At 21.8% G+C, this 21,714-nt stretch carries 25 protein-coding genes; 10 read left to right on the top strand and 15 right to left on the bottom strand.

What is annotated here, in order from left to right; genetic code table 11:
• Nucleotides 1-10: 10 nt before the first annotated feature.
• The 4 genes from H0H37_RS02025 to H0H37_RS02010 all read right to left on the bottom strand — a co-directional run bounded on the left by H0H37_RS02025 (nucleotide 11) and on the right by H0H37_RS02010 (nucleotide 4,585).
• Nucleotides 11-1,414, bottom strand: coding sequence for a DEAD/DEAH box helicase (locus H0H37_RS02025; RefSeq protein WP_185882304.1), 1,404 nt, complete (start codon nucleotides 1,412-1,414; stop codon nucleotides 11-13).
• A gap of 77 nt (nucleotides 1,415-1,491) precedes the next feature.
• Nucleotides 1,492-2,871: an MATE family efflux transporter gene (locus H0H37_RS02020; RefSeq protein WP_317168500.1), complete on the bottom strand. Its 1,380-nt coding sequence runs from the start codon at nucleotides 2,869-2,871 to the stop codon at nucleotides 1,492-1,494.
• Between the two features lie 5 nt (nucleotides 2,872-2,876).
• A complete protein-coding gene (gene gcvT / locus H0H37_RS02015) occupies nucleotides 2,877-3,986 on the bottom strand; it encodes a glycine cleavage system aminomethyltransferase GcvT (protein ID WP_238785479.1) in 1,110 nt (369 codons plus the stop codon).
• A gap of 62 nt (nucleotides 3,987-4,048) precedes the next feature.
• On the bottom strand, nucleotides 4,049-4,585 hold the full coding sequence (locus H0H37_RS02010; RefSeq protein ID WP_185882303.1) for an isopentenyl-diphosphate Delta-isomerase: 537 nt from the start codon (nucleotides 4,583-4,585) through the stop codon (nucleotides 4,049-4,051).
• Nucleotides 4,586-4,686: 101 nt separating this feature from the next.
• Between H0H37_RS02010 and H0H37_RS02005 the strand changes: the two genes are divergently transcribed.
• The gene (locus H0H37_RS02005) at nucleotides 4,687-5,148 is read left to right on the top strand and encodes a PaaI family thioesterase (protein ID WP_238785478.1); all 462 of its coding nucleotides are present in this window, start codon (nucleotides 4,687-4,689) and stop codon (nucleotides 5,146-5,148) included.
• Complete coding sequence (locus H0H37_RS02000) at nucleotides 5,145-6,236, top strand: chorismate-binding protein (protein WP_185882302.1); 1,092 nt, start codon at nucleotides 5,145-5,147, stop codon at nucleotides 6,234-6,236. Before H0H37_RS02005 ends, H0H37_RS02000 begins: the two co-directional genes overlap by 4 nt.
• 1 nt (nucleotide 6,237) lies before the next feature.
• Here the strand turns inward: H0H37_RS02000 and H0H37_RS01995 are convergent, their stop codons facing one another.
• Complete coding sequence (locus H0H37_RS01995; RefSeq protein WP_185882301.1) at nucleotides 6,238-7,536, bottom strand: NAD(P)/FAD-dependent oxidoreductase; 1,299 nt, start codon at nucleotides 7,534-7,536, stop codon at nucleotides 6,238-6,240.
• A gap of 138 nt (nucleotides 7,537-7,674) precedes the next feature.
• Here H0H37_RS01995 and H0H37_RS01990 point away from each other — a divergent pair, with 138 nt between their 5' ends.
• A complete protein-coding gene (locus H0H37_RS01990) occupies nucleotides 7,675-8,400 on the top strand; it encodes a zinc metallopeptidase (protein WP_238785477.1) in 726 nt (241 codons plus the stop codon).
• 3 nt (nucleotides 8,401-8,403) lie between these two features.
• Here H0H37_RS01990 and H0H37_RS01985 read toward each other — a convergent pair whose 3' ends face one another.
• From H0H37_RS01985 to nusB, 4 genes are read right to left on the bottom strand one after another with little or no spacing between them, the layout of a single operon-like run.
• Nucleotides 8,404-8,505 carry a 30S ribosomal protein THX gene (locus H0H37_RS01985; RefSeq protein WP_185882300.1) on the bottom strand — a complete coding sequence of 34 codons (102 nt, stop codon included), beginning with the start codon at nucleotides 8,503-8,505 and terminating at the stop codon, nucleotides 8,404-8,406.
• Nucleotides 8,492-9,118 carry a dephospho-CoA kinase gene (gene coaE / locus H0H37_RS01980; RefSeq protein WP_185882299.1) on the bottom strand — a complete coding sequence of 209 codons (627 nt, stop codon included), beginning with the start codon at nucleotides 9,116-9,118 and terminating at the stop codon, nucleotides 8,492-8,494. The genes H0H37_RS01985 and coaE overlap by 14 nt, the downstream gene beginning before the upstream one ends.
• On the bottom strand, nucleotides 9,115-9,456 hold the full coding sequence (gene yajC / locus H0H37_RS01975) for a preprotein translocase subunit YajC (protein ID WP_185882298.1): 342 nt from the start codon (nucleotides 9,454-9,456) through the stop codon (nucleotides 9,115-9,117). Before yajC ends, coaE begins: the two co-directional genes overlap by 4 nt.
• A gap of 32 nt (nucleotides 9,457-9,488) precedes the next feature.
• Entirely contained in the window at nucleotides 9,489-10,430 is a 942-nt protein-coding gene (gene nusB / locus H0H37_RS01970) for a transcription antitermination factor NusB (protein ID WP_185882297.1), read from the bottom strand.
• Between the two features lie 30 nt (nucleotides 10,431-10,460).
• On the opposite strand from nusB, the gene H0H37_RS01965 reads away from it, so the two are divergent.
• The 3 genes from H0H37_RS01965 to H0H37_RS01955 all read left to right on the top strand — a co-directional run bounded on the left by H0H37_RS01965 (nucleotide 10,461) and on the right by H0H37_RS01955 (nucleotide 13,229).
• Complete coding sequence (locus tag H0H37_RS01965; protein WP_185882296.1) at nucleotides 10,461-12,173, top strand: ABC transporter ATP-binding protein; 1,713 nt, start codon at nucleotides 10,461-10,463, stop codon at nucleotides 12,171-12,173.
• 80 nt (nucleotides 12,174-12,253) lie between these two features.
• Nucleotides 12,254-12,604, top strand: a complete 351-nt coding sequence (locus H0H37_RS01960; RefSeq protein ID WP_185882295.1) for a DUF3276 family protein — start codon at nucleotides 12,254-12,256, stop codon at nucleotides 12,602-12,604.
• 124 nt (nucleotides 12,605-12,728) lie between these two features.
• Complete coding sequence (locus H0H37_RS01955; protein ID WP_185882294.1) at nucleotides 12,729-13,229, top strand: KdsC family phosphatase; 501 nt, start codon at nucleotides 12,729-12,731, stop codon at nucleotides 13,227-13,229.
• Nucleotides 13,230-13,297: 68 nt separating this feature from the next.
• On the opposite strand, the gene groL is transcribed toward H0H37_RS01955, so the two are convergent.
• From groL to pncB, 6 genes are all read right to left on the bottom strand, one after another.
• Nucleotides 13,298-14,941, bottom strand: a complete 1,644-nt coding sequence (gene groL, locus H0H37_RS01950) for a chaperonin GroEL (protein ID WP_185882293.1) — start codon at nucleotides 14,939-14,941, stop codon at nucleotides 13,298-13,300.
• Nucleotides 14,942-14,978: 37 nt separating this feature from the next.
• The gene (locus H0H37_RS01945) at nucleotides 14,979-15,257 is read right to left on the bottom strand and encodes a co-chaperone GroES (protein ID WP_185882292.1); all 279 of its coding nucleotides are present in this window, start codon (nucleotides 15,255-15,257) and stop codon (nucleotides 14,979-14,981) included.
• Between the two features lie 92 nt (nucleotides 15,258-15,349).
• Entirely contained in the window at nucleotides 15,350-15,580 is a 231-nt protein-coding gene (secG, locus tag H0H37_RS01940; protein WP_317168498.1) for a preprotein translocase subunit SecG, read from the bottom strand.
• 27 nt (nucleotides 15,581-15,607) lie between these two features.
• A complete protein-coding gene (locus H0H37_RS01935; RefSeq protein WP_185882290.1) occupies nucleotides 15,608-16,855 on the bottom strand; it encodes a sigma-54 interaction domain-containing protein in 1,248 nt (415 codons plus the stop codon).
• A gap of 6 nt (nucleotides 16,856-16,861) precedes the next feature.
• On the bottom strand, nucleotides 16,862-18,217 hold the full coding sequence (gene miaB, locus H0H37_RS01930) for a tRNA (N6-isopentenyl adenosine(37)-C2)-methylthiotransferase MiaB (protein WP_185882289.1): 1,356 nt from the start codon (nucleotides 18,215-18,217) through the stop codon (nucleotides 16,862-16,864).
• 47 nt (nucleotides 18,218-18,264) lie between these two features.
• A complete protein-coding gene (pncB, locus tag H0H37_RS01925; RefSeq protein ID WP_185882288.1) occupies nucleotides 18,265-19,446 on the bottom strand; it encodes a nicotinate phosphoribosyltransferase in 1,182 nt (393 codons plus the stop codon).
• Between the two features lie 61 nt (nucleotides 19,447-19,507).
• Between pncB and H0H37_RS01920 the strand changes: the two genes are divergently transcribed.
• The 4 genes from H0H37_RS01920 to H0H37_RS01905 form a co-directional block, all read left to right on the top strand.
• Entirely contained in the window at nucleotides 19,508-19,801 is a 294-nt protein-coding gene (locus H0H37_RS01920) for an RNA recognition motif domain-containing protein (protein WP_185882287.1), read from the top strand.
• Between the two features lie 44 nt (nucleotides 19,802-19,845).
• Complete coding sequence (dapA, locus tag H0H37_RS01915) at nucleotides 19,846-20,727, top strand: 4-hydroxy-tetrahydrodipicolinate synthase (protein ID WP_185882286.1); 882 nt, start codon at nucleotides 19,846-19,848, stop codon at nucleotides 20,725-20,727.
• Nucleotides 20,728-20,738: 11 nt separating this feature from the next.
• Nucleotides 20,739-21,257, top strand: coding sequence for a ferritin (locus H0H37_RS01910; protein ID WP_185882285.1), 519 nt, complete (start codon nucleotides 20,739-20,741; stop codon nucleotides 21,255-21,257).
• 69 nt (nucleotides 21,258-21,326) lie between these two features.
• Nucleotides 21,327-21,714, top strand: a 388-nt coding sequence (locus H0H37_RS01905; protein WP_185882284.1) for a hypothetical protein, incomplete at its 3' end; no start/stop codon positions are given.

The following is a 21,714-nucleotide window of genomic DNA, read 5'->3' as shown; positions in this document are numbered from 1 at the left end:
GATTAGTTGTTTACTTTTTTTGTTTATCTAAATAATGTGTACACTTTTTTTTAATTTTTACTGCAGATGATGATTTATATAATATTGCTGTCTTATAATCTTTAGAATTTTTATAAATATAAAATAATCGACTAAATTCTAACCAAAAAAAACGTTTTATTAATTCTTCTTTATTGAATGATACTAATTTATTTTCTATTTTTGGTAAAAAAATTTTTAATAATTTATTATCAATAGATACATTTTTTACTTTATCTATAAAATTTAGTAATTGTTTTTCGCATATTTCTTTATCAGTAGGAATTGTAATTCTTTGAAAACTTGTTCCAATTTTTTTTTCAAATTCTTTTAAATAACGAGTTTCTTTATTAGTATGAAGAATGCATATTGAAATACCAGAATTTCCAGCTCGTCCAGTTCTTCCACTTCTATGAACATAAAGTTTACTTTCATTTGGAATATTATAGTTTATTACATGAGTTATATCTTGAACATCTAATCCACGAGATGCAACATCAGTTGCTACAAGTAATTGTAAAGTTTTATTTCGAAATCTAGTCATTACTGATTCTCTTTGAAATTGAGTTAAATCACCGTATAATGCATCAGCATTATATCCATCTTTAATTAAAGAATTAGCAATTTCTTTAGTTTTTTTCCTAGTTTGACAAAAAATAATTCCATATATATTTGGATTAACATCCATTATTTTTTTTAAAGTATAATATTTATTATTTGTTTTATTTACTACGTAATAAATATGTTTTACATCATTAGATCCAATGTTTTTTTCCCCTATAATAATTTCAATAGGATTTATAAGATAATTTTTTGCAATAAGATTAATATGGGTAGACATTGTAGCAGAAAATAGTAAACTTTGTCTTTTTTTCGGTAATTTTTGAATAATAGTATCTAATTCTTCTTTAAACCCCATATTTAACATTTCATCTGCTTCATCTAAAATAAGATATTTTATATTGTATAAAGATAATTTACGTCTTCTAATTAAATCATTAATTCTTCCTGGAGTTCCAACAATAATATGTACATCTTTTTTAAGATAAATAATTTGTTTATGAATATTGATTCCTCCATATAAAGGAATAATTTGTATAGCGATATATTTTGCTAAACTACGTAAATCACTAGTTATTTGAAGACATAATTCTCTAGTTGGACATAAAATTAAAGTTTGTGGATGATAAATATTTAATTTGATTTTTTGTATAATTGGAATTCCAAAAGCTGCAGTTTTTCCAGTACCAGTTTGTGATAATGCAATCAAATCTTTGTCATATTTTAATATATATGGAATTACTTCTTGCTGAATTTTAGTAGGATGAATAAATCCTAAATCGGCTAAAGCTCGTAAAATATTTTTGTTTAACAAAAAATTATCAAATGTTTTCATAATAAAGAACGAATAGAAATATTAGTCATATAATCCATAATTATTTTATTATAATATTCAACACCAAATATAGATATTTAATGATTATTAATAGTATTTAAAAGTTTTTTTGTAAGATTTATAAATCTAATCATTAATAAAATTGAGGATACGATGACACCTATACCTAATCCTATCCAAACACCTATAACACCAATTTTTAATTTAATAGATAAAATATATCCTATTGGTAAAGCTAATATCCAATAAGCAAATAAACTAATATATAATGGAATATATACGTCTTGTAATCCTCGTAATATACCCATAAAAATGCTTTGTATTCCATCAAATAATTGCACAATACTGGCAATAATCATTATATTGTGTACAATCAATGCTACTTCTTTATCATTTTTAATATACCATAATGCTATATCATCTCTTAATAAAATAAATAAGATACTGCAAATAGAAAGAAATATGGTCCCCATAAATATTACAGACCATCCTATTATTCTTAAATCATAATAATTTTTTAATGCTAATTGATTCCCTACTCTTACTGTTCCAGGAATAGAAAAACAAGTATTTAAAATAAAAGTAGAAGATACTAGACTAATGACTATTTGATGTGCAGCTAATTCTTTTATTCCACATTTTCCAGAAATAAAAGAAGAAATTGAAAAGGCGCTCATTTCCAATAACATATAAATCCCAGAAGGAATTCCAATTTTGAATATTTTTTTTAAATATTTCTTTTCTACATCAAAATATTTATAAGTATGAAAATAATTTTTTGTTTTTTTATGTTGTGTTAATATAAGAAAAATATTTATTGACATAATAACACGAGATATTACAGTAGAATATCCCACGCCTAAAAATCCTAATTTAGGAATAAAATAATATCCATTGATAAATGAAAAATTTAAAATTATATTTATAAAAGTGGATATACAAGTACTAATTAAAATAGGACTAGAAATAGATAATCCTTCTGAAAATTTACGAAACATTTCAAAAATCATCCAAGGAATAAAGGATAAAGCTATAATCTTTAAAAAAGATATAGTTGGTTCTAAAATTTCTTTAGGTTGACCTAAATAGGGTAGAATTAATAATATAAAAAAATGTATGAATACATACATTATAATAGATAATATAAAATTTATGATTAATCCATGATAAAAAATTTTAGCACCATCTTCATAATCATTTTTAGCATCTGACGATGCTATTAATGAAGACACTCCAGAAGATATTCCAAATCCAAAAATAATAAAAATAAAAAATATTGAATTAGCTAAAGAAATTGAAGCTAATGCTTTTTTACCAAAAAAGCCAATTATTATATTATCAGATATACCAATAATAATTATGCCTAATTGAGTAAAAAATATAGGTATAGCTAATAATAAATTTTTTTTTAGATGATGTATATATAATCTTATGAAATTATGTGTTTTTTTAATCAAAAATACTAAACCTTTATAAAAGGTAATTTAACTATTTTAATAGGAATATTACGGTTATTTATATAAATAAAATAATTTATTGAATTAGATGTGATAAAATTAATATTTTCTATAAATCCTAATCCTATTCCTTTTTTTAACATTGGAGAATAACATCCAGAAGTTACTGTTCCAATTGTAATATTATTATTATTTTTTAAAATATGTCCATTTCTTGGAATGAAACCTTTTTTCTCATTATTAATAAGAAAAGCTATCAATCTTTTATGTTGACCTTCAGTTTGTTGTTTTTTTAATAAATCTCTAGATATAAATTGTTTATTAAATTTTGTTATCCAAGATAATCCTGCTTCTATGGGTGTAATCTTTTCTGATAATTCGTTTCCATATAATCTATATCCCATTTCTAATCTTAGTGAATCTCTAGATGATAATCCACATGGATGAATATTAAATCTATGTCCTATATCTAATATTTCATTCCAAATAAAATTAGAATACTGATTTGGTATATAAATTTCAAATCCTACAGCCCCGGTATATCCTGTTCTGGATATTAATATGTTTTTTATTCCTGCTAATGAACCTATTTGAAAATGATAAAATGGCATTTGATCTAAAGAAATATTAGTAATCTTTTGAATAGTATTTATAGATTTTGGTCCTTGTATAGATATAATAGAATATTTATCAGTAATATCTAAAAGAGATATATTATTTAAATTATATAATTTAATATGATAATTAATCCATTTTTTATTTTTTTCTGTATTAATAGCATTAACGATTAATAATAATTTATTGTCTGAAATTTGATAAATTATTAAATCATCTATAATTCCTCCTTGATAATTAATTATACAAGAATATTGTGCTTGATAAGATTTAATTAGTAATATATTATTTGTTGTTAAATATTGAATAAAACGTTTAACGTTATTACCTTGTAAAATAATTTTCCCCATATGACTAATATCAAATATGCCTACTGCATGTCTCACGGCAAGATGTTCTTTAATAGACGAAATATATTGCTGTGGCATATGATATCCAGAAAAAATAATCATATTTGCTTTTAATTTAATGTGATTATTGTATAATATAGTTTTTTTCATATTTCATCATATTATATAGTTCATAATTTTGTAAATTCATATTTTAGTATATATATTTCTTCTTAATCGTAAAATTTAATATTTAATTGATTTAAATAATTATTAATAATAATTTTAAACCAAATAGTATAAGAATTAGGATAGATATTAATATCTTTAAGTAAATCATTTAAATATATCCATTTCCAAGTATCTACTTCATTGGTATTAATAATTGGAGATTCAGAATAATATCCAACAAATACATAATCTAATTCATTTTCTATTAAACCATTCTTAAAGAATTTATAATAAGTAAAATAAAATTTATTTTCTAAATAACAATCAAACCCCATTTCTTCTATTAAACATCTATGAGCAGCTGTTAAAATAGATTCATTTTGTATTGGATGACTACAACAAGTATTAGTCCATAATAAAGAAGAATGATATTTATTATAAGATCTTTTTTGTAACATAAACATTTTTTGTATTGGATGAAAAATAAAAATCGAAACTGCTTGATGAAATAATCCTTTTATATGAATTATATTTTTTTCTTCAAAGCCAATAATTTGTTTATTTGTTCCTAATACAGGAATAAATATTTTATTGTTCATTTTTTTGATTAATTAATTTTTTAATTTGTAATCATTATTAAATATTGTAAATTTAATTAAGGTTGATTTATTGTTTATTACAAACTAATTATAATTGTATTATGGAAATTAATGCAAAAAATAAAAATAATTTATTATTTTATTTAAATAGTTTAAATACAAAAAATACTTTAATGCATTTTTTACAAATTAAATATATTAATATAGATCATGATTCATTAATAGGTAAAATGATTATTGATAAACAAAAAACGTTTTTTCAACCTGAAGGATTTATTCATGGAGGTATTATTACTTCTTTAGCTGAAAGTATTGGAAGTACTTTATCATTGATATATGTGAATAAAATCTTATTTAATGTATTTAATATAGAAATTGCTGTTAATCATATTAAACATATTAAAACTGGCATTTTATTTGCGAAAGCTAAAATGATTCATACAGGAAAAACTCTACATTTTATCAATGTAAAAATTTTTAATAATGATAATAATATTATTAGTTTTTGTAAAATGACAAATATAATTATTTCAAAAAATATTGAATATAATAATAATGAATGATAGAAATTAAAATACAAGATTTATATAAAAAAATTATTAAACATTACTCTTCTAAAAAAAGATTTGTTTTATTTAAAAGACCAAATGAAAATAAAATTTATTTTTATTCTTCTACAAACAAGAATGTTGGTTCAATAAATCAAGACAATTTTTTTTTAATAAGTAGTTTTAATCAAACATCAATTATTAAAATATATACAAAACAAATTTTTTTTATAAACATTGAAAATAATAATAATAAGAATAATAATAAGAATAATAAGAATAATAATAAGAATGATTTTTGTTTACTCAAACATTCCTATAAATATAATAAATTAATTGCACAAGCAATTAAACTTATAAATATTGGATTGTTAAATAAAATTGTATTATCTAAATTTTTAGAAATTGATTGTAATAATTTATTGTTACGTAAAACTTTTCAAAACTTTATTGTTTCTTATCCTAATACTTTTGTGGTTCTTTGGTATAATATGAATTATGAATTTTGGATTAGTGCCACTCCAGAATTATTAATAACATATGAAATTGGTAAAAAACAATTAACAACAGTAGCTTTAGCTGGAACTATCACACAAGATAATAGTAATCAAATGATGTATGATTGGACCAATAAAGAATTTGAAGAGCATCAAATAGTGATTGAATATATTAAAAATATATTGCAAAATAAATATGCTGGATATATTTCAATAGATAAAACTAAAACTATACAAGTTGGAAGTTTATTTCATTTAAAAACTATTATTAAATTTGTTTTTTATAAAAAAATAAATATTTTTAAGCTTTTAAATACAATATATCCTACACCTTCTATATGTGGATCTCCAAAGGAACCAGCGTTAGATTTTATAACAAAATATGAAGGATATAATAGACAATTTTATACTGGATATTTTGGACCTGTTAGTAAAAATAACATAGAGTTATATTTAAATTTAAGATGTGCTAATATTAATCTTAAAAATAATAAAATTATTATTTATGCTGGTAGTGGAATTACAGCAAAAAGTAATATATTTTTAGAGTATTTAGAAACAGACAGTAAAATAAAAAATATAGTTAGCAATTTAATATTTAAGTAAATTATGATTTTTTTTTCTTTCTATTAAAAGGTTTTATGATTAATCGTACGCTTTTATGATATTGAAAATATTGGATAATCCAATTCATTAATGCTATCACTCTATTTCTAAATCCTACTAAACTAAATAAATGTACTGACATCCACACAATCCATGCTACAAAACCTTTTAATTTAAAAGAATGAAAATCACAAACGGCTTTATTTCTGCCAATAGTTGCCATAGAACCAAAATTTTTATATATAAAAGGTTTAATAATTTTATGTTTTTCTAATAAAAAATTATTAAAATAATTTGCAATATAATTTCCTTGTTGTATAGCTGGTGATGCAGTCATTGGATGTCCATTAGGATAATGTTTATTTGATACCATATATGCAATATCTCCAATAGCAAAAATATTATGATAGTTTAATGTTCTTAAATAATTATTTACTAAAATTCTTTCTCCTTTGATTTCTATTTCTTCTTTAAGAAATCCTTTCATTAGAGCACCTTTAACTCCAGCAGCCCATATAACATTAAAAGATTCTATATTTTGTCCTGTTGCTGTACAAACTACTTTTCCATCATAATCTTTTACTAAACAATTAATCCAAATTTTAACACCTAAATCTTTTAGATTATTAAAAGCTTGTTGTGCAGAATATTGAGACATTCCATCTAATAATCTTGGTGATGCTTGTAATAGATGAATATTCATTTTTTGTATATCTAAATCAGGATAATCATATGGTAAAACATATTTTTTCATTTCTGCTAAAGCTCCAGCTAACTCTACACCTGTAGGGCCACCACCAACAATTACAAAATTCATTAATCTTTCTTTATCTTTTTCATTATTCGTTAATAATGCATATTCAAAACTCTGTAAAATTGTATTTCTTAAATGTAATGCTTCAGGAATAGATTTCATTGGTAATGAAAAATATTCAATATTTTTATTTCCAAAATAATTTGTTACAGATCCTACAGCAATGATTAAATAATCATATTTCAGATGACCAACATTGGTATAAATTTGATTATTTTTTGTATTGATATAATATACATTAGCTAATCTAAAAAAAAAATTTTTAGTTTGTGTGATAATCGTTCTTATAGAATGAGCAATAGAATCTGGTTCTAATCCGGAAGTAGCTACTTGATATAATAATGGTTGAAAAGTATAATAATTATTTTTATCAATTAATATCACTTGATATTTATGTCTTTGGAGTTTTTTTGCTACTTGTAATCCAGCAAATCCTGCACCAATAATAACAACACGTTTTAATTTTTTATCTATAGGAATATTCATAGTCAATTCTTTGAACTATAAATTTATTATGTATGTAAGTTATAATAAATATTTTCATTTTATATAAAAAAAAAAAATAATTTTATTAATAATTAATATAATATGTAAATATGTAAATATTACATATTTTAATTATGTATGATGTCGATATACTATATTATTATTGGAATGAGTTTTATTATTAGTTCTGTAGTTAATAAAATATTAAAAATAAAATTTCGATTTTATGCTAAATTTAATTTACATAATAATATGACAGGAAATGAAATTGCTCAACAAATGTTACAAGATAATGGGATAAAGAATGTAAATATATGTATTGTAGAAGAATTTCTTCAAGATCATTATAATCCTCTAGACAGAACTATTAATTTAAGTAAAGATGTTTTTTATCAAAAAAATACAACATCTGCTGCAATAGCTGCTCATGAATGTGGACATGCTTTACAACATTATTTAGGATATAAAATGTTAAAAATTAGAAATTTTTTAATTCCTGTTATCAATTTTAGTTCTAGAATGACTAATATATGTATAATATCAGGAATGACTACATATTATACATCTAATAGTAGAAATACGATACTGTTACAATGTGGTATAGGATTATTTTGTTTAGTAGTTATGTTTGCGATGATTACTCTTCCAATTGAATTAAATGCTAGTAATAAAGCATTAAAATGGTTAAAAAATAGCAATATTGTAAGTGATCAAGAATATAATTATGCAAAAAAATCTTTAATGTGGGCATCTATGACATATATTGTGTCTGCTCTTAGTAATTTTTCTCAATTAATTTATTTTATTTCATTTTTAATTAATAAAATCAAGGAAATAAATTATTTAAATAATAAAAATCAATAAATATTATTTTATTGTTTTTCTAGCATTTCTTGGATTTGGTCTACGTTTTCCATATGTTTTATTAATTATTTTTCCTCGTTTTGTTTTTTTATCACCTTTTCCCATATTTCAATTTATTAATAATTAGATTATGAATAGTTTTTGCTTTATATTTTAAATAATTTATATCTGATTCATTATTTATAATAAAATTAGAATATTTTATTCTATATCTATTTGGAATTTGTAATTTTAAACGATTTATAATTTGATTTACATGTAAACGACTTCTTTTTCTGACTCGTTTTATAATTGTATCTATAGAAGAAGTTATATTGATCATTAAATCACAATTTTTATATGAACCACTTTCAAATAATAATGCCGAATCTTTTATGAGATATAACTTTTTATGGTGATAATTTTGCCAAATTTTAAAATCTAATACCATCCAAGGATATATAATTTTACATAATAATTTTAAGTATGAAGCAGGATTATTATTAAATACAATATTAGATATAACAACTGAATTTATTGTATTATTTTTAATATATGCTTGTGTACCAAAATATTTAATAATTTCTTTTTTGATAAAACAATTATTATTCATTAATTTTTTACATTGTATATCTGATTGATATACTGGAACTTGCATTTGTTGAAAATAATGAGATAATAAACTTTTTCCAGTTCCTATCTGGCCAGTTATTCCTATTAAATAAGTTGATTTTTTCATTTATGATTTATTTCTTTATATAATACTTTTGGATTATTTTTTCCATATCGTAAATAAGTTAAATCTTTAGAAATTGTATTTTTTTCTGTTTTAATTTTTCCCACTACTGTTTCTAATATGCAAAAATATTTTGATATTTTAATAATTTTGCCATGTATTCCTGAAGTTGTTACAATATAATTTCCTGTTTTTAAATTTTCTTGAAATTTTTTTTCCATTTTTTGTTTATTTATTTGAGGTCTAATCATAAAAAAATAGAAAACAATAAATATTAGAGCAAACATCCAAACAGTTTCTGCAGCAGAACTTTGTACTAATTTCAAATATATATAATACATAGTAATAATTTAAAACAATTGTTTTATGTGTTTTATGATTTCTGATGAATTTCTTTTTTTAAGTTGTTTTCTTTATTTAATAACTGTAAAATTTTATCTAAAATGCCATTTACAAAAATTTTACTTTTTTCCATACAAAATAATTTTGTAATTTCAATATATTCATTAATAGTTGCTTTTGGAGGAATATGTGGAAAATATAAAAATTCACAAATTGCCATTTGTAATATTATTAAATCGATAATATATATTCTTTTTATTGTCCAATTTGTAGAAATTCGTTCTATTAAGTTATTTAATTCGTTTTTATGATTAATAGTATTTCTATATAAATTAATAATAAATTGTTGATTATTTTGAGAAATATCAATTAATTTAAAATTGTTTGGAGTGTATAATTCAATATATTTTAATGTTTTATATACCATTTGATGAGCTATAAATAAATCAAGTTTAGTACATATTGTATATGTATGATATGAATCTTCTATATATTCTATTAATTTTTTATTTGTAAAAAAAAATTGTTTATAACATGTTATAATAAAATGTTTGTCTTTTTGAAAATAGGATACATTATTATTATTAATAAACATATTATCATCATTCAATTGTATTAAATCTTGTAATAAAATATTAATATAATATTCATCTTTTTGCCATAAAAAATATTTCCAATATTTTTTTGAATTATATTCAATTATATATTTATTATGAGATAATATATTAATAATAGAATTATATGCAAACTGTTGAATAATTTTATTATTTAATAATATTTTATTTTCTTGAATTGTTATAATAGCAAGTTGTTGCATTTGTAAAATTAAACATAGAAGAGAAATATATAAATAATGTAATTCGTCAATGCTATAAAGTATATTATTTTCTACTTTTTTAGAATCCATTTTAGATAGATATTGTGCATATATAAATTGCAAAATTTTTATTCTAAAGTGTCGTCTAATTAACATTTTTTATAAATAACAAAATTTTTTATTAATATGATTAGGTTATTGTCGTTTAGTAAAAAATATATTTTCAAATATAAATATCGTTTTTTTATAGGATGTTTATTAATTGTAATATCCAATATATTTACTTTATTACCCATTCCTTATATAGGAAAATCTATTAATACTATTAAAATTATGTTTTATGCTTCTTATACACATAAAATTGATATTTATAGATATAATACTCATAATCAATTGAAAATACAAATTTTAATATATGCAATAATTATTTCCATTATTCCAATAATTGGTGGTGTAATTAAATATTATATGAGACAATGTATTATGATAACATCTAGAATGATTGAATGTGATATAAAAAATGAAATTTTTGCACATTATCAAAAATTAAATTTGTCTTTTTATCAAAATAATTCTACTGGCGATTTAATGAATAGATTAACTGAAGATGTTTCTTATATTAGACAATTTTTAGGACCAGCATTTATGTATACATTAAATTTAATGATTTTATTTATTATGGTTTTTATTCAAATGTTTCGTCTAAATAAATCATTATCTTTTTATGTTATGATACCTATTCCTATTCTTTTTATTATTATTTATTATATTAGTAAACATTTATTTAAAATTAGTCAATATATACAAGAAAATCAAGCAATTATCGCTTCTTTTATACAAGAAACATTTTCTGGTATTCATTTAATTAAATCTTTTTTTTTTGAAAAATTTTTATACAAAAAATATAATAATATGATTATAAATTATTATAACCAACATATTACTTTATCTACAATCAATACCATTTTATCATCAATTATTATTTTTTTTATTGGAAATTGTAATATATTAATTCTTTTATTTGGAGGTAAAAAATATTTTAATGGAGATATAAAAGAAATAGGAGTATTAGCAGAATTTTTTACTTATATTAATATTATTATTTTTCCTTTTTTTCTTTTAAATTGGATAGTATTAACGATCGAAAAAGCAAAAGTATCAATAAAACGTATTCACCAATTTTTACAAATCAATCCTAATATTTTGAATAAAAATTTAATAAAAAACAATTTTTATGGGAAAATACAATTTATCAATGTTAGTTTTATTTATAATACAAAATGTGTATTTAAAAAAATTTCATTTACTATTGCACAAGGAAAAACATTAATTGTGACTGGTCAAACTGGATCTGGTAAAACTACTATAGGAAGATTAATGTCTAGATTATATGATCCATCTAGTGGAAAAATATTAATTGATAATATTTTATTGCAAAATCATAATTTATTTTTTTTTAGAAAAAATATAAGTTATCTTTCTCAAGAAGCATTTTTATTTTCAGATACTATATATAATAATATTGCTTTTGGAAGTATTAATCAAGAAATTACTCCTGATCAAGTTTATGAAGCAGCTAAAAATGCAATGATAGATAAAGAAATTATAAACTTTAAAAATGGATATAATACAATACTAGGAGAACGGGGAATGACTTTATCTGTAGGACAAAGACAGCGAATATGTATAGCAAGAGCAATTATAAGAAATCCAAAAATTATTATATTAGATGATATTTTTTCTGGAATAGATTATATAACAACAAAATTAATTATTAATTTTTTACAAAAAAAAATGAAAAATACAACTATAGTCATTATTACTAATGATATATCTTATATATCTAATTTTGATTTACTTTTATTATTACACCATGGAAAAATATATAAAATAACATGATTTTTTTATATACCATTTTTTTTATTTTAATTTGTTTTATTTATTTTTATGAATATTATCAAATATAATTAATTATTGAAATGGAAGAAAAAGAAAATATAAGAAATGAAATATGTTCACGTACTTTAAAAACTGGTAGTCGTACGTATTTTTTTGATGCAAGAGAAACTAGAGCAGGTGATTATTATTTAACTATTACAGAAAGTAAAAAAACTTTTTCTGAAACTGGAGAAATGACTTATAAAAAACATAAAATTTATTTATATAAGGAAGATTTTTCTAAATTTAGAAATATATTAGATAATATGATTAAATTCATTATTAATGAAAAAGGAGAAGAAGTAATTTCAGAACGTCATCAAAAAGATTTTAAAGGACAATTTCAATCTTTTAACCATAATCAAAATAATAATAAAAATATTGCACATTAAAAATAAAATATCAGAAAAAAAATATATTAAAAATTATTATTTAGAATTTTATCATAGTAGTCTAGTATAAACTATAACATGTATAGTATAGACTACAAAATGATAATTAAATATTTTATCTATTATGAAACATTATATGAATATTATGAAAAATATTCATACTTTTATATTTGATGTTGATGGAGTATTGACTGATAGTACGTTATATTTATATCCAAATGAATATATAGGAAAAAAAATGTCGGTGAAAGATGGATTTGCAATGAAATTAGCAAAAGAAAAAGGATATAATATATGTATTATAACAAGAAATTCTGATATAATGGTCTTTAAACGTTTAAGAAAATTAAATATTAATCATATTTATCAAGGAATTTATAATAAAAAAAAATATTTTAATGAATATTGTAATATTCTAAATATTTCTAAACATACTATATTATATATGGGAGATGATCTTCCAGATCTTGAAATTATGAAATCTGTTGCTTTACCATGTTCTCCTTTTGATGCAGTATCAGAAATTAAAGCAATTTCTAAATATATTTCTCCAAAAAAAGGAGGACAAGGTTGTGTCAGAGATGTAATAGAACAAACATTGAAAATTCAAAATAATTGGAATTAAAAAAAAATAGTGTCTTAAATTAGACACTATTTTTTTTTTATACTATACTGCCAAAATAAAAATTCATTTTACATCATTCCACCCATACCACCACCGGCACCAGCACTAGGCATTGGAGGAGTATTAGGTTCATCTTTTTTAATTTCTGTTACTACACATTCTGTTGTTAATAACATTCCAGCTACTGAAGCTGCATTTTCTAATGCTACTCTAGCAACTTTAGTTGGATCTATAATACCTTCTACAATCATATTTTTATATTCTCCTAATTTTGCATCATAACCAAAATCACCAGTTCCTTCAGCAACTTTAGCTACAACTACAGATCCTTCTCCACCAGCATTAGCAACTATTTGTCTCAATGGTTCTTCTAATGATCGTCTCACTATTTGTATTCCTGTATCTTGATCTGGATTATCTCCTATAATATGATCTAATGATTTAATAGCACGTACAAGTGCGACACCACCACCTGCAACAATACCTTCTTCTACTGCTGCTCTTGTAGCATTTAAAGCATCATCAACTCTATCTTTTTTTTCTTTCATTTCTACTTCTGATGCAGCTCCTACATATAATACAGCGACACCTCCAGCTAATTTAGCTAAACGTTCTTGTAATTTTTCTTTATCATAATCTGATGTAGTAGTTTCGATTTGAGCTTTAATTTGATCTACACGAGCTCTGATATCTTTTTTACTTCCTCCACCGTTTACAATAGTAGTATTATCTTTATCTATTATCACTCGTTCTGCTTTTCCCAACATATGTAATTTTACATCTTCTAATTTACTTCCTGTTTCTTCTGAAATTACTGTTCCACCTGTTAAAATTGCTATATCTTCTAACATAGCTTTTCTTCTATCTCCAAATCCAGGTGCTTTTATGGCAGCTACTTTTAAAGTTCCACGAATTTTATTAACTACTAATGTAGCTAATGCTTCTCCTTCGACCTCTTCAGAAATAATTAATAAAGGTTTTCCAGATTGAGCAACAGGTTCTAAAATTGGTAATAGATCTTTCATTGCTGCAATTTTTTTATCAGATAATAGAATTTGTGGTTGATCAAATTCTGTAATCATTTTTTCTGTATTAGTAACAAAATAAGGAGATTGATATCCTCGATCAAATTGCATACCTTCTACAACATCTACGGATGTATCAGTACCTTTTGCTTCTTCTACCGTAATAACTCCTTCTTTTCCTACTTTTTCAAATGCATCTGCTATTAAAGCTCCAGTTTTTTCATCATTATTAGCAGATATAGATGCAACTTGTTGAATTTTTTGATTGTTTCCTCCAACTTCTCTAGATTGTTTTTTTAAATCTAAAATTACTACTTCTAATGCTTTATCTATTCCTCGTTTTAAATCCATTGGATTTGCTCCAGCTGCTACATTTTTTAATCCTTCTCTTACAATTGCTTGTGCTAATACAGTAGCAGTAGTTGTTCCATCTCCTGCTACATCATTTGTTTTAGAAGCCACTTCTTTTACCATTTGAGCACCTAAATTTTCAATAGCATCTTCTAATTCTATTTCTTTTGCTACAGATACGCCATCTTTAGTTACTTGTGGTCCTCCAAAAGATTTTTGTAATACAACATTTCTTCCTTTTGGTCCTAAAGTTACTTTGACAGCATTTGCTAATGCATCTACTCCTTTTTTTAACTTATCTCTTGCTTCAATATCGAATTTAATATCTTTTGCCATAATGTATTATTTTTTTTAAATTTTTGAATATTATTATTTATATAATTGCTATTATATCAGATTCTCTCATAATTAAATATTCTTGTTGTTCCCATTTTAATTCTGTTCCTGAATACTTTCCATATAATACCCTATCTCCTTTTTTTAAAGTAATAGGTTCATTTTTTTTTCCTTGACCAATGGCAACTACAGTACCTTTTTGCGGTTTTTCTTTAGCTGTATCAGGTATAATAATTCCTGAAGCTGTTTGTGTTTCAGCTTGATCAGGTAATATTAATACACGATCTGCTAAAGGTTTAATCTTTACATCCATCATATTAATTATTTTTAAAGTTTACGGTTAATTTATAATTAAGCCAAAAACATGCCAAATAAAAAAAATTAATTTTATTTTTTATATATATGTCATTATGACATAATTTTTAATAAAATATTAAATAAACAAATAGAAACTAAAATAATTATTGCTAATATCCAAGTTATATTTATTAAGAATAAATTAGTTTGTTTGATACCAAAAAATTTGATTTTATTTTCAATAAATGGTTGATAAAACATTCCTTTTTTAGGATTTTGAATTAAAATTATTATAATTAATAAACAACATATAAAAATAATAAATATACTAAGTAATATCATTGTATACATATTATGTTTGAATTTGATTTATAATCCATATTGTTTAATTTTTCTATATAATGTTCGTTCAGAAATACCCAAATCTTTTGCTGCTTGTTTTCTTTTACCTCTATGTTTTATTAAAGCTTTTTGAATAAATTCTATTTCTTTTTCTTGTAATGAAAAAGAATTTAAGTCACTTTTTTTAACATTAACAGACATTTCATTATGAATATTATCTTTTGATGATGATGATGAATTTACTAATTGATAAATAGAATCTAGTTTTTTATCATAAATAGATGAATGAAAAATATTTCCAAATATTTTTTCTATTAAATGTTTATTTTTTTTTAAAAAAACATCATCTTGTTTAATCCATTGAAATATTAAATTTTTCAAATTATTTAAATTACTTTTTAGATCAAATAAAAATTGATATAAAAAATCTCTTTCATGATTAGTTGAAAAATGAGAATAAATTTTTTCATTATGAGCAATAGATGTAATATGATTTGGTAAATATTCTTTTAAGTTATCGATACAAATATTTCTGTTGATTTCCACTACAGAAATTTGTTCTATAATATTTTTTAATTGTCTAACATTACCAGGCCAAGAATATGCTTCTAAATATCGTATAGATTCTTCTGTAAATTGAATAGATGGCATATTATATTTGTCAGAAAAATCATTAGAAAATTTTTTTATTAATAATCTAATATCATGTTTTCTAAATCTTAATGCTGGTATATTAATTTCTACTGTATTTAATCTATAATATAAATCTTCTCTAAATTGTCCATTTTGAATAGAATATTGCATATTTACATTAGTAGCAGCAATAATTCTAATATTAGTTTTTTGAATTTTAGAAGATCCAACTTTAATAAATTCTCCAGATTCTAATATTCGTAAAAGACGTATTTGAGTAGCAATTGGTAATTCTCCAACTTCATCTAAAAAAATAGTTCCTCCATTAGCTTCCTCAAAGTATCCTTTTCTCATATTATTAGCACCAGTAAAAGATCCTTTTTCATGGCCAAATAATTCACTATCAATAGTTCCTTCTGGAATAGCTCCACAATTAATAGAAATGTATGGACAATGTTTTCTGTATGACAATTGATGAATTATTTTTGGAATAAATTCTTTTCCAACTCCACTTTCGCCTAATACTAAGACCGAAATATCTGTTTGTGCAACTTGAATGGATTTTTCTAAAGCTCTATGTAATGCATAATCATTTCCAATAATATTAAGTTTACTTTTGATATTTTGAATAGTATGCTCCATATAGAATTAATTAATGTATTTAATTATATTACCTATTAATGTAGCTGATGTACAATCCAATATTTTCACATAAACAAAATTTCCAATTTTATAATTTTTTTTTGGAAACACTACTGTAATATTTTGTGTATTTTTACCATACAAATACATATTATTTTTCTTAGAACATCCTTCAATCAATACTTCTTGTATATGTCCTATATATTGTTTCATGTGAAAATATGAATGTTGTTTTTGAAGAGTAATAATTTCTTGTAATCTTCTTTTTTTTATTTCATATGGTACATTATCTGGTAATTGTCTATAAGCATAAGTACCAGGTCTTGGAGAATACATAAACATATATCCATAATGATATTTGATTTGATTCATTAAACTTATTGTAGATTTATGATCTTCTTCATTTTCATGACAAAATCCAGTCATAATATCATGAGAAATGGAACATTCAGGGATTATTTTTTTAATTTTTTTTATTAACAAAATATAATGTTCTCTTGTATACTGTCTATTCATTAATTTTAACATTTTATTGCTTCCAGATTGAACTGGTAAATGAATATGTTTACAAATATTAGAATATCTAGATAGACTTTGAATTATTTCATCAGAAAAATCATGAGGATTAGATGTTGTAAATCTAATTCTCATAAATGGTAAGTGAGTAGCTAATAAATTTAATAATTGAGCAAAATTAACATGAATTTTATGATTATTATAAGTTTTGATCCATAAATAAGAATCTACATTTTGACCTAATAATGTTATTTCTTTATATCCATTATTATATAATTTTTTACATTCTGTCAGAATAGAATATGGATTTCTGCTACTTTCTCTTCCTCTTGTAAAAGGTACTATACAAAATGTACACATATTATTACACCCTCTAATAATACTTAAAAATGCAGTAACTTTATTTTTTTGTCTAAATGGATATATATTTTCGTAATTTTCTGTTTTATTAGTATTAAGTTTATAAAAATTAATTTTTTTTCCTTGTTTAATATAATTAATAATGTTTGGAATTTCTTTATAAGAATTTGGATTAATGGAAAAATCTACAAGTTTTTTAGATACAAATTCGTTTTCAATTTTTGATAAACAACCAATAATACCAAATATTTTATTTTTATTTTGAGTTAATGATTTTAAATATTGTAATCTATTTATGATAGTAACTTTTGCCTTTTCTCGTATAGCACAAGTATTTAATAAAATAATATTAGCTTTTTCTATATTATATGTTAAATAAAATCCTTTTTTTAATAATATCGAAATTATAATTTCACTATCTGAACTATTCATTTGACAACCATAGGTTTCAATATAAAACAGATTATTATTAATGGTATTTAACATAACAAAGTATCTTAATTATAAAGATATAACAATATAATGTCATTATGTCATAATAATGATTTTTTTACTATTTGTTTGACTAAATGAATCATATTTTTTTGACCTGTTGATTTGGTATGATTATCAGATAATTTTACTACATATATCCATTTATTTTTTGGATTAGTTTTAATCATTTTAATTACTATATTTAATGTGTTAACTCCAACATCATTAGTAAAATTAGTTCCTATACAAAATAATGAATTGATCTTTTTTTTACAAAAAGAAGCAATTTTAGCAACTGTATTTGGATTTAAATTATCTGAAAAAATAATTGTTTTATTTAATGGATTAATATGAAATTTATTATAATGTTTTAGTGTTTTATTGATAAATATGAATGGATTTCCACTGTCATGTCTAATTCCTTGAAATTGATTTGTTAATGTTTTATTAAAATTTTTAAAAAACATTGGTGTAGTATAAGTATCAGATAAAGCTATATTATGTAATTTATTTTTATAAATATTTATCCAATTTAGCATAGCTAGTTGATTAGCTTGATTAATACCATATTGTGCTGCATGAAACATAGTCCATTCATGTCCTTGTGTGCCAATTGGTTTCATAGATAAATTTTTAGAAAAATGAACATTACTGCTTCCTATAAAACATGTATATTTTTTTTTATTAAAAATGTTTAAAATTGTTTTATGTACTTTATAAGAGTATCTTCTTCTAGTACCATATTCACCTATTTTTACATTTAAATTTTGATAAATTTTTAATTTATTTATTGTAGAAATAATAATTTTATTATATGATATTCGTTGTAAATTAGTTATTTTATAATATAATTCACTTATTAATGCTAATAATGGTACTTCCCATAAAATTGTTCTACTCCATAATCCTTCAATATACATATTCATATGTGAGCCAGTTTGTATAATCGTAACTTCTTTAGGATTATATCTATAATGATGTAAAAAATTTAAATAAGTAGAATCAAAACATGGACAATATTTTTCTAAATATAATCGTTCTGTATAAGTTAATTTTAAATTTTTCATAGTACATAATATTTCTTTTAAAATATTTCCAAAATTTTTGGGAAAATGATGGTATCCTCTATTTATAAATTGATATTTAACTTGAACATTAGGAAATAATTTAAGTACTGCATTTTGCATAGTAAATTTATAAAAATCATTATCTAATAAAGATGAAATTCTAGGAATATTCATTAAATAAAAAGATATTAAATATATTTTTCTAAATTTGCTTTTATTTAAAAAAAATGAATTTATGAAAAATACAAAATTAAATACGAAATTATATGTTGGAAATTTATCATATAATATTACAGAAAAAGAATTAAAAGATCATTTTGAATCATCTATAGGTATAGGAAATGTAATTAATGCGAAAATTATTTTTGATGATTCATCATATAAAAAAAGAAGTAAAGGATTTGGATTTATAGAAATGTCTAATGAAGAACATGCAAAATTGGCTATAGAAAAATTAAATGGAACAGAATTAATGGGAAGAAATATTGTAGTATCTGTTGCAAAACAAAAAAATAAAAAAATTTTTTAAATATTATGTTCATTCTACATCTGCAAAATTAATTAAAAATAAAAATGAAAAAATTTATTGGTGGAACAGGTGTAGCATTAGTTACTCCATTTAAAAAAAATAGAGATATTGATTTTGATGGAATAATAAATTTGATAAAATATGTAAAAGAAAAAGTAGATTATTTAGTATTATTAGGCACAACATCAGAATATCCTACTTTAAATAATAAAGAACAAGAAGAAATTATTCAATGTATTAAAACAATAAATAATAATAGCTTACCATTAGTTTTAGGTATAGGTGGAAATAACACTAAGGAAGTTATAAATAAAATGAATAATATTGATTTATCTGAATTTATTGCTATTTTATCAGTTACCCCATATTATAATAATCCTACTCAAGAAGGTATATATCAACATTTTAAATCAATTTCTAGTCATACTAATAGTGATATAATTATATATAATGTTCCTAAAAGAACTGGTGTTAATATACATCCTAATACAGTTATTCGTTTAGCTAGTAATTATAAAAATATTATAGGAATTAAAGAGGCGTCTGGATGTATTTTACAAACATATAATATCATAGCAGAAAAACCAAAACATTTTTATGTAATTTCTGGTGATGATTTTATTACATTACCTATAATATTAGGTGGTGGAGATGGAGTAATTTCTGTTATAGCACAAGGATTCCCTAACGAAATATCTAAAATGGTTTCTTTAGCTCTTAATAAAAAAGTTCAAGAATCTTTTCATATTTATTATAATATTTTAGATATGATTAAATATCTTTATGAAGAAGGAAATCCTGTTGGTATAAAAACTTTTTTGAGTATTATGGGGATTTGTCATCCATATGTAAGATTACCATTATTAGAAGGTACAAATACTTTAATTAAAAAAATGACCACATTTTTAAAAATCAAAAAATTTTAAATAAAAAATCAATGATAAAACACATTATAGAATTAGAATTAAAAAAACAATTTCATAAAGAATTAGAATCTTCTCTCTTATATTTATCTATGGCATCTTGGGTTGAACATAAATATGGAGAATTTGATGGAATATCACATTTTTTATATGATCATTCACAAGAAGAAAATATTCATATGATAAAATTAATTAAATACATTAATAAACGAGGTGGATATGCAGATCTGAATAATATAAATATTCATAATAATATGAATATAACATCTCAATGTAATTCAATACAAGATGTATTTAAAAATTTATTTAAACATGAACAAATAATTTCTCAAAAAGTTAGTGATTTAGTTAAATTATCATTAAAAGAACATGATTATTTTACATATCATTTTTTACAATGGTATATACAAGAACAAATAGAAGAAGAAAATTTAATAAAAAAATATCTAGATAAAATTAAATTAATTGAAGAAGATAAAAGTGGATGGTATTTATTTGATAAAGATATCACACATAATCATAATTCAAAATAATATAAACAAATAACTCATAAATTAATTTATAAAAAATAATAAAAAATAAGTGACAAAACAAATCTTATTATGAAAATTAAAATCATCCTTTTCTTATTGTCTATTTTTTTATTAATAGCTTGTGATGATGAAGAGGATATATTATGTGATATTGATGGACCTAATAATATGGTAAATATTTATAATTATAAAAAATATGCATATCATTTTCATAAAAAAAAAATGTATTATCAAGACATTAGAAATGTAAAAAATATGAGAAATTATCATACCAATCCTTTATTAAGTTGGAAGAAAAATACAGAATATAAAAAAAAAGTAATTATCAATACAAATACAGATGATAAAAACATATCAACAAAAGATATAGCTAATGCTACTAACAAAAACATAATAACAAATACAGATCAAAAAGTATCAATAACAGATATAGCTAACAAAGAAGTATTAATCAATA

It is taken from the genome of Blattabacterium cuenoti (genome assembly GCF_014252335.1).
GTDB lineage: Bacteria > Bacteroidota > Bacteroidia > Flavobacteriales > Blattabacteriaceae > Blattabacterium > Blattabacterium cuenoti_AL.
This window is presented reverse-complemented; position numbering and strand designations above follow the sequence as displayed.

Excerpts from the sequence above, each read along its gene's own strand:
- H0H37_RS02025 (WP_185882304.1), bottom strand. The coding sequence starts at position 1,414 with ATGAAAACATTTGATAATTTTTTGTTAAACAAAAATATTTTACGAGCT.
- gcvT (WP_238785479.1), bottom strand. The coding sequence starts at position 3,986 with ATGAAAAAAACTATATTATACAATAATCACATTAAATTAAAAGCAAAT.
- H0H37_RS02010 (WP_185882303.1), bottom strand. The coding sequence starts at position 4,585 with ATGAACAATAAAATATTTATTCCTGTATTAGGAACAAATAAACAAATT.
- H0H37_RS02005 (WP_238785478.1), top strand. The coding sequence starts at position 4,687 with ATGGAAATTAATGCAAAAAATAAAAATAATTTATTATTTTATTTAAAT.
- H0H37_RS02000 (WP_185882302.1), top strand. The coding sequence starts at position 5,145 with ATGATAGAAATTAAAATACAAGATTTATATAAAAAAATTATTAAACAT.
- H0H37_RS01995 (WP_185882301.1), bottom strand. The coding sequence starts at position 7,536 with ATGAATATTCCTATAGATAAAAAATTAAAACGTGTTGTTATTATTGGT.
- H0H37_RS01990 (WP_238785477.1), top strand. The coding sequence starts at position 7,675 with ATGATGTCGATATACTATATTATTATTGGAATGAGTTTTATTATTAGT.
- H0H37_RS01985 (WP_185882300.1), bottom strand. The coding sequence starts at position 8,505 with ATGGGAAAAGGTGATAAAAAAACAAAACGAGGAAAAATAATTAATAAA.
- coaE (WP_185882299.1), bottom strand. The coding sequence starts at position 9,118 with ATGAAAAAATCAACTTATTTAATAGGAATAACTGGCCAGATAGGAACT.
- yajC (WP_185882298.1), bottom strand. The coding sequence starts at position 9,456 with ATGTATTATATATATTTGAAATTAGTACAAAGTTCTGCTGCAGAAACT.
- nusB (WP_185882297.1), bottom strand. The coding sequence starts at position 10,430 with ATGTTAATTAGACGACACTTTAGAATAAAAATTTTGCAATTTATATAT.
- H0H37_RS01965 (WP_185882296.1), top strand. The coding sequence starts at position 10,461 with ATGATTAGGTTATTGTCGTTTAGTAAAAAATATATTTTCAAATATAAA.
- H0H37_RS01960 (WP_185882295.1), top strand. The coding sequence starts at position 12,254 with ATGGAAGAAAAAGAAAATATAAGAAATGAAATATGTTCACGTACTTTA.
- H0H37_RS01955 (WP_185882294.1), top strand. The coding sequence starts at position 12,729 with ATGAAACATTATATGAATATTATGAAAAATATTCATACTTTTATATTT.
- groL (WP_185882293.1), bottom strand. The coding sequence starts at position 14,941 with ATGGCAAAAGATATTAAATTCGATATTGAAGCAAGAGATAAGTTAAAA.
- H0H37_RS01945 (WP_185882292.1), bottom strand. The coding sequence starts at position 15,257 with ATGATGGATGTAAAGATTAAACCTTTAGCAGATCGTGTATTAATATTA.
- secG (WP_317168498.1), bottom strand. The coding sequence starts at position 15,580 with ATGATATTACTTAGTATATTTATTATTTTTATATGTTGTTTATTAATT.
- H0H37_RS01935 (WP_185882290.1), bottom strand. The coding sequence starts at position 16,855 with ATGGAGCATACTATTCAAAATATCAAAAGTAAACTTAATATTATTGGA.
- miaB (WP_185882289.1), bottom strand. The coding sequence starts at position 18,217 with ATGTTAAATACCATTAATAATAATCTGTTTTATATTGAAACCTATGGT.
- pncB (WP_185882288.1), bottom strand. The coding sequence starts at position 19,446 with ATGAATATTCCTAGAATTTCATCTTTATTAGATAATGATTTTTATAAA.
- H0H37_RS01920 (WP_185882287.1), top strand. The coding sequence starts at position 19,508 with ATGAAAAATACAAAATTAAATACGAAATTATATGTTGGAAATTTATCA.
- dapA (WP_185882286.1), top strand. The coding sequence starts at position 19,846 with ATGAAAAAATTTATTGGTGGAACAGGTGTAGCATTAGTTACTCCATTT.
- H0H37_RS01910 (WP_185882285.1), top strand. The coding sequence starts at position 20,739 with ATGATAAAACACATTATAGAATTAGAATTAAAAAAACAATTTCATAAA.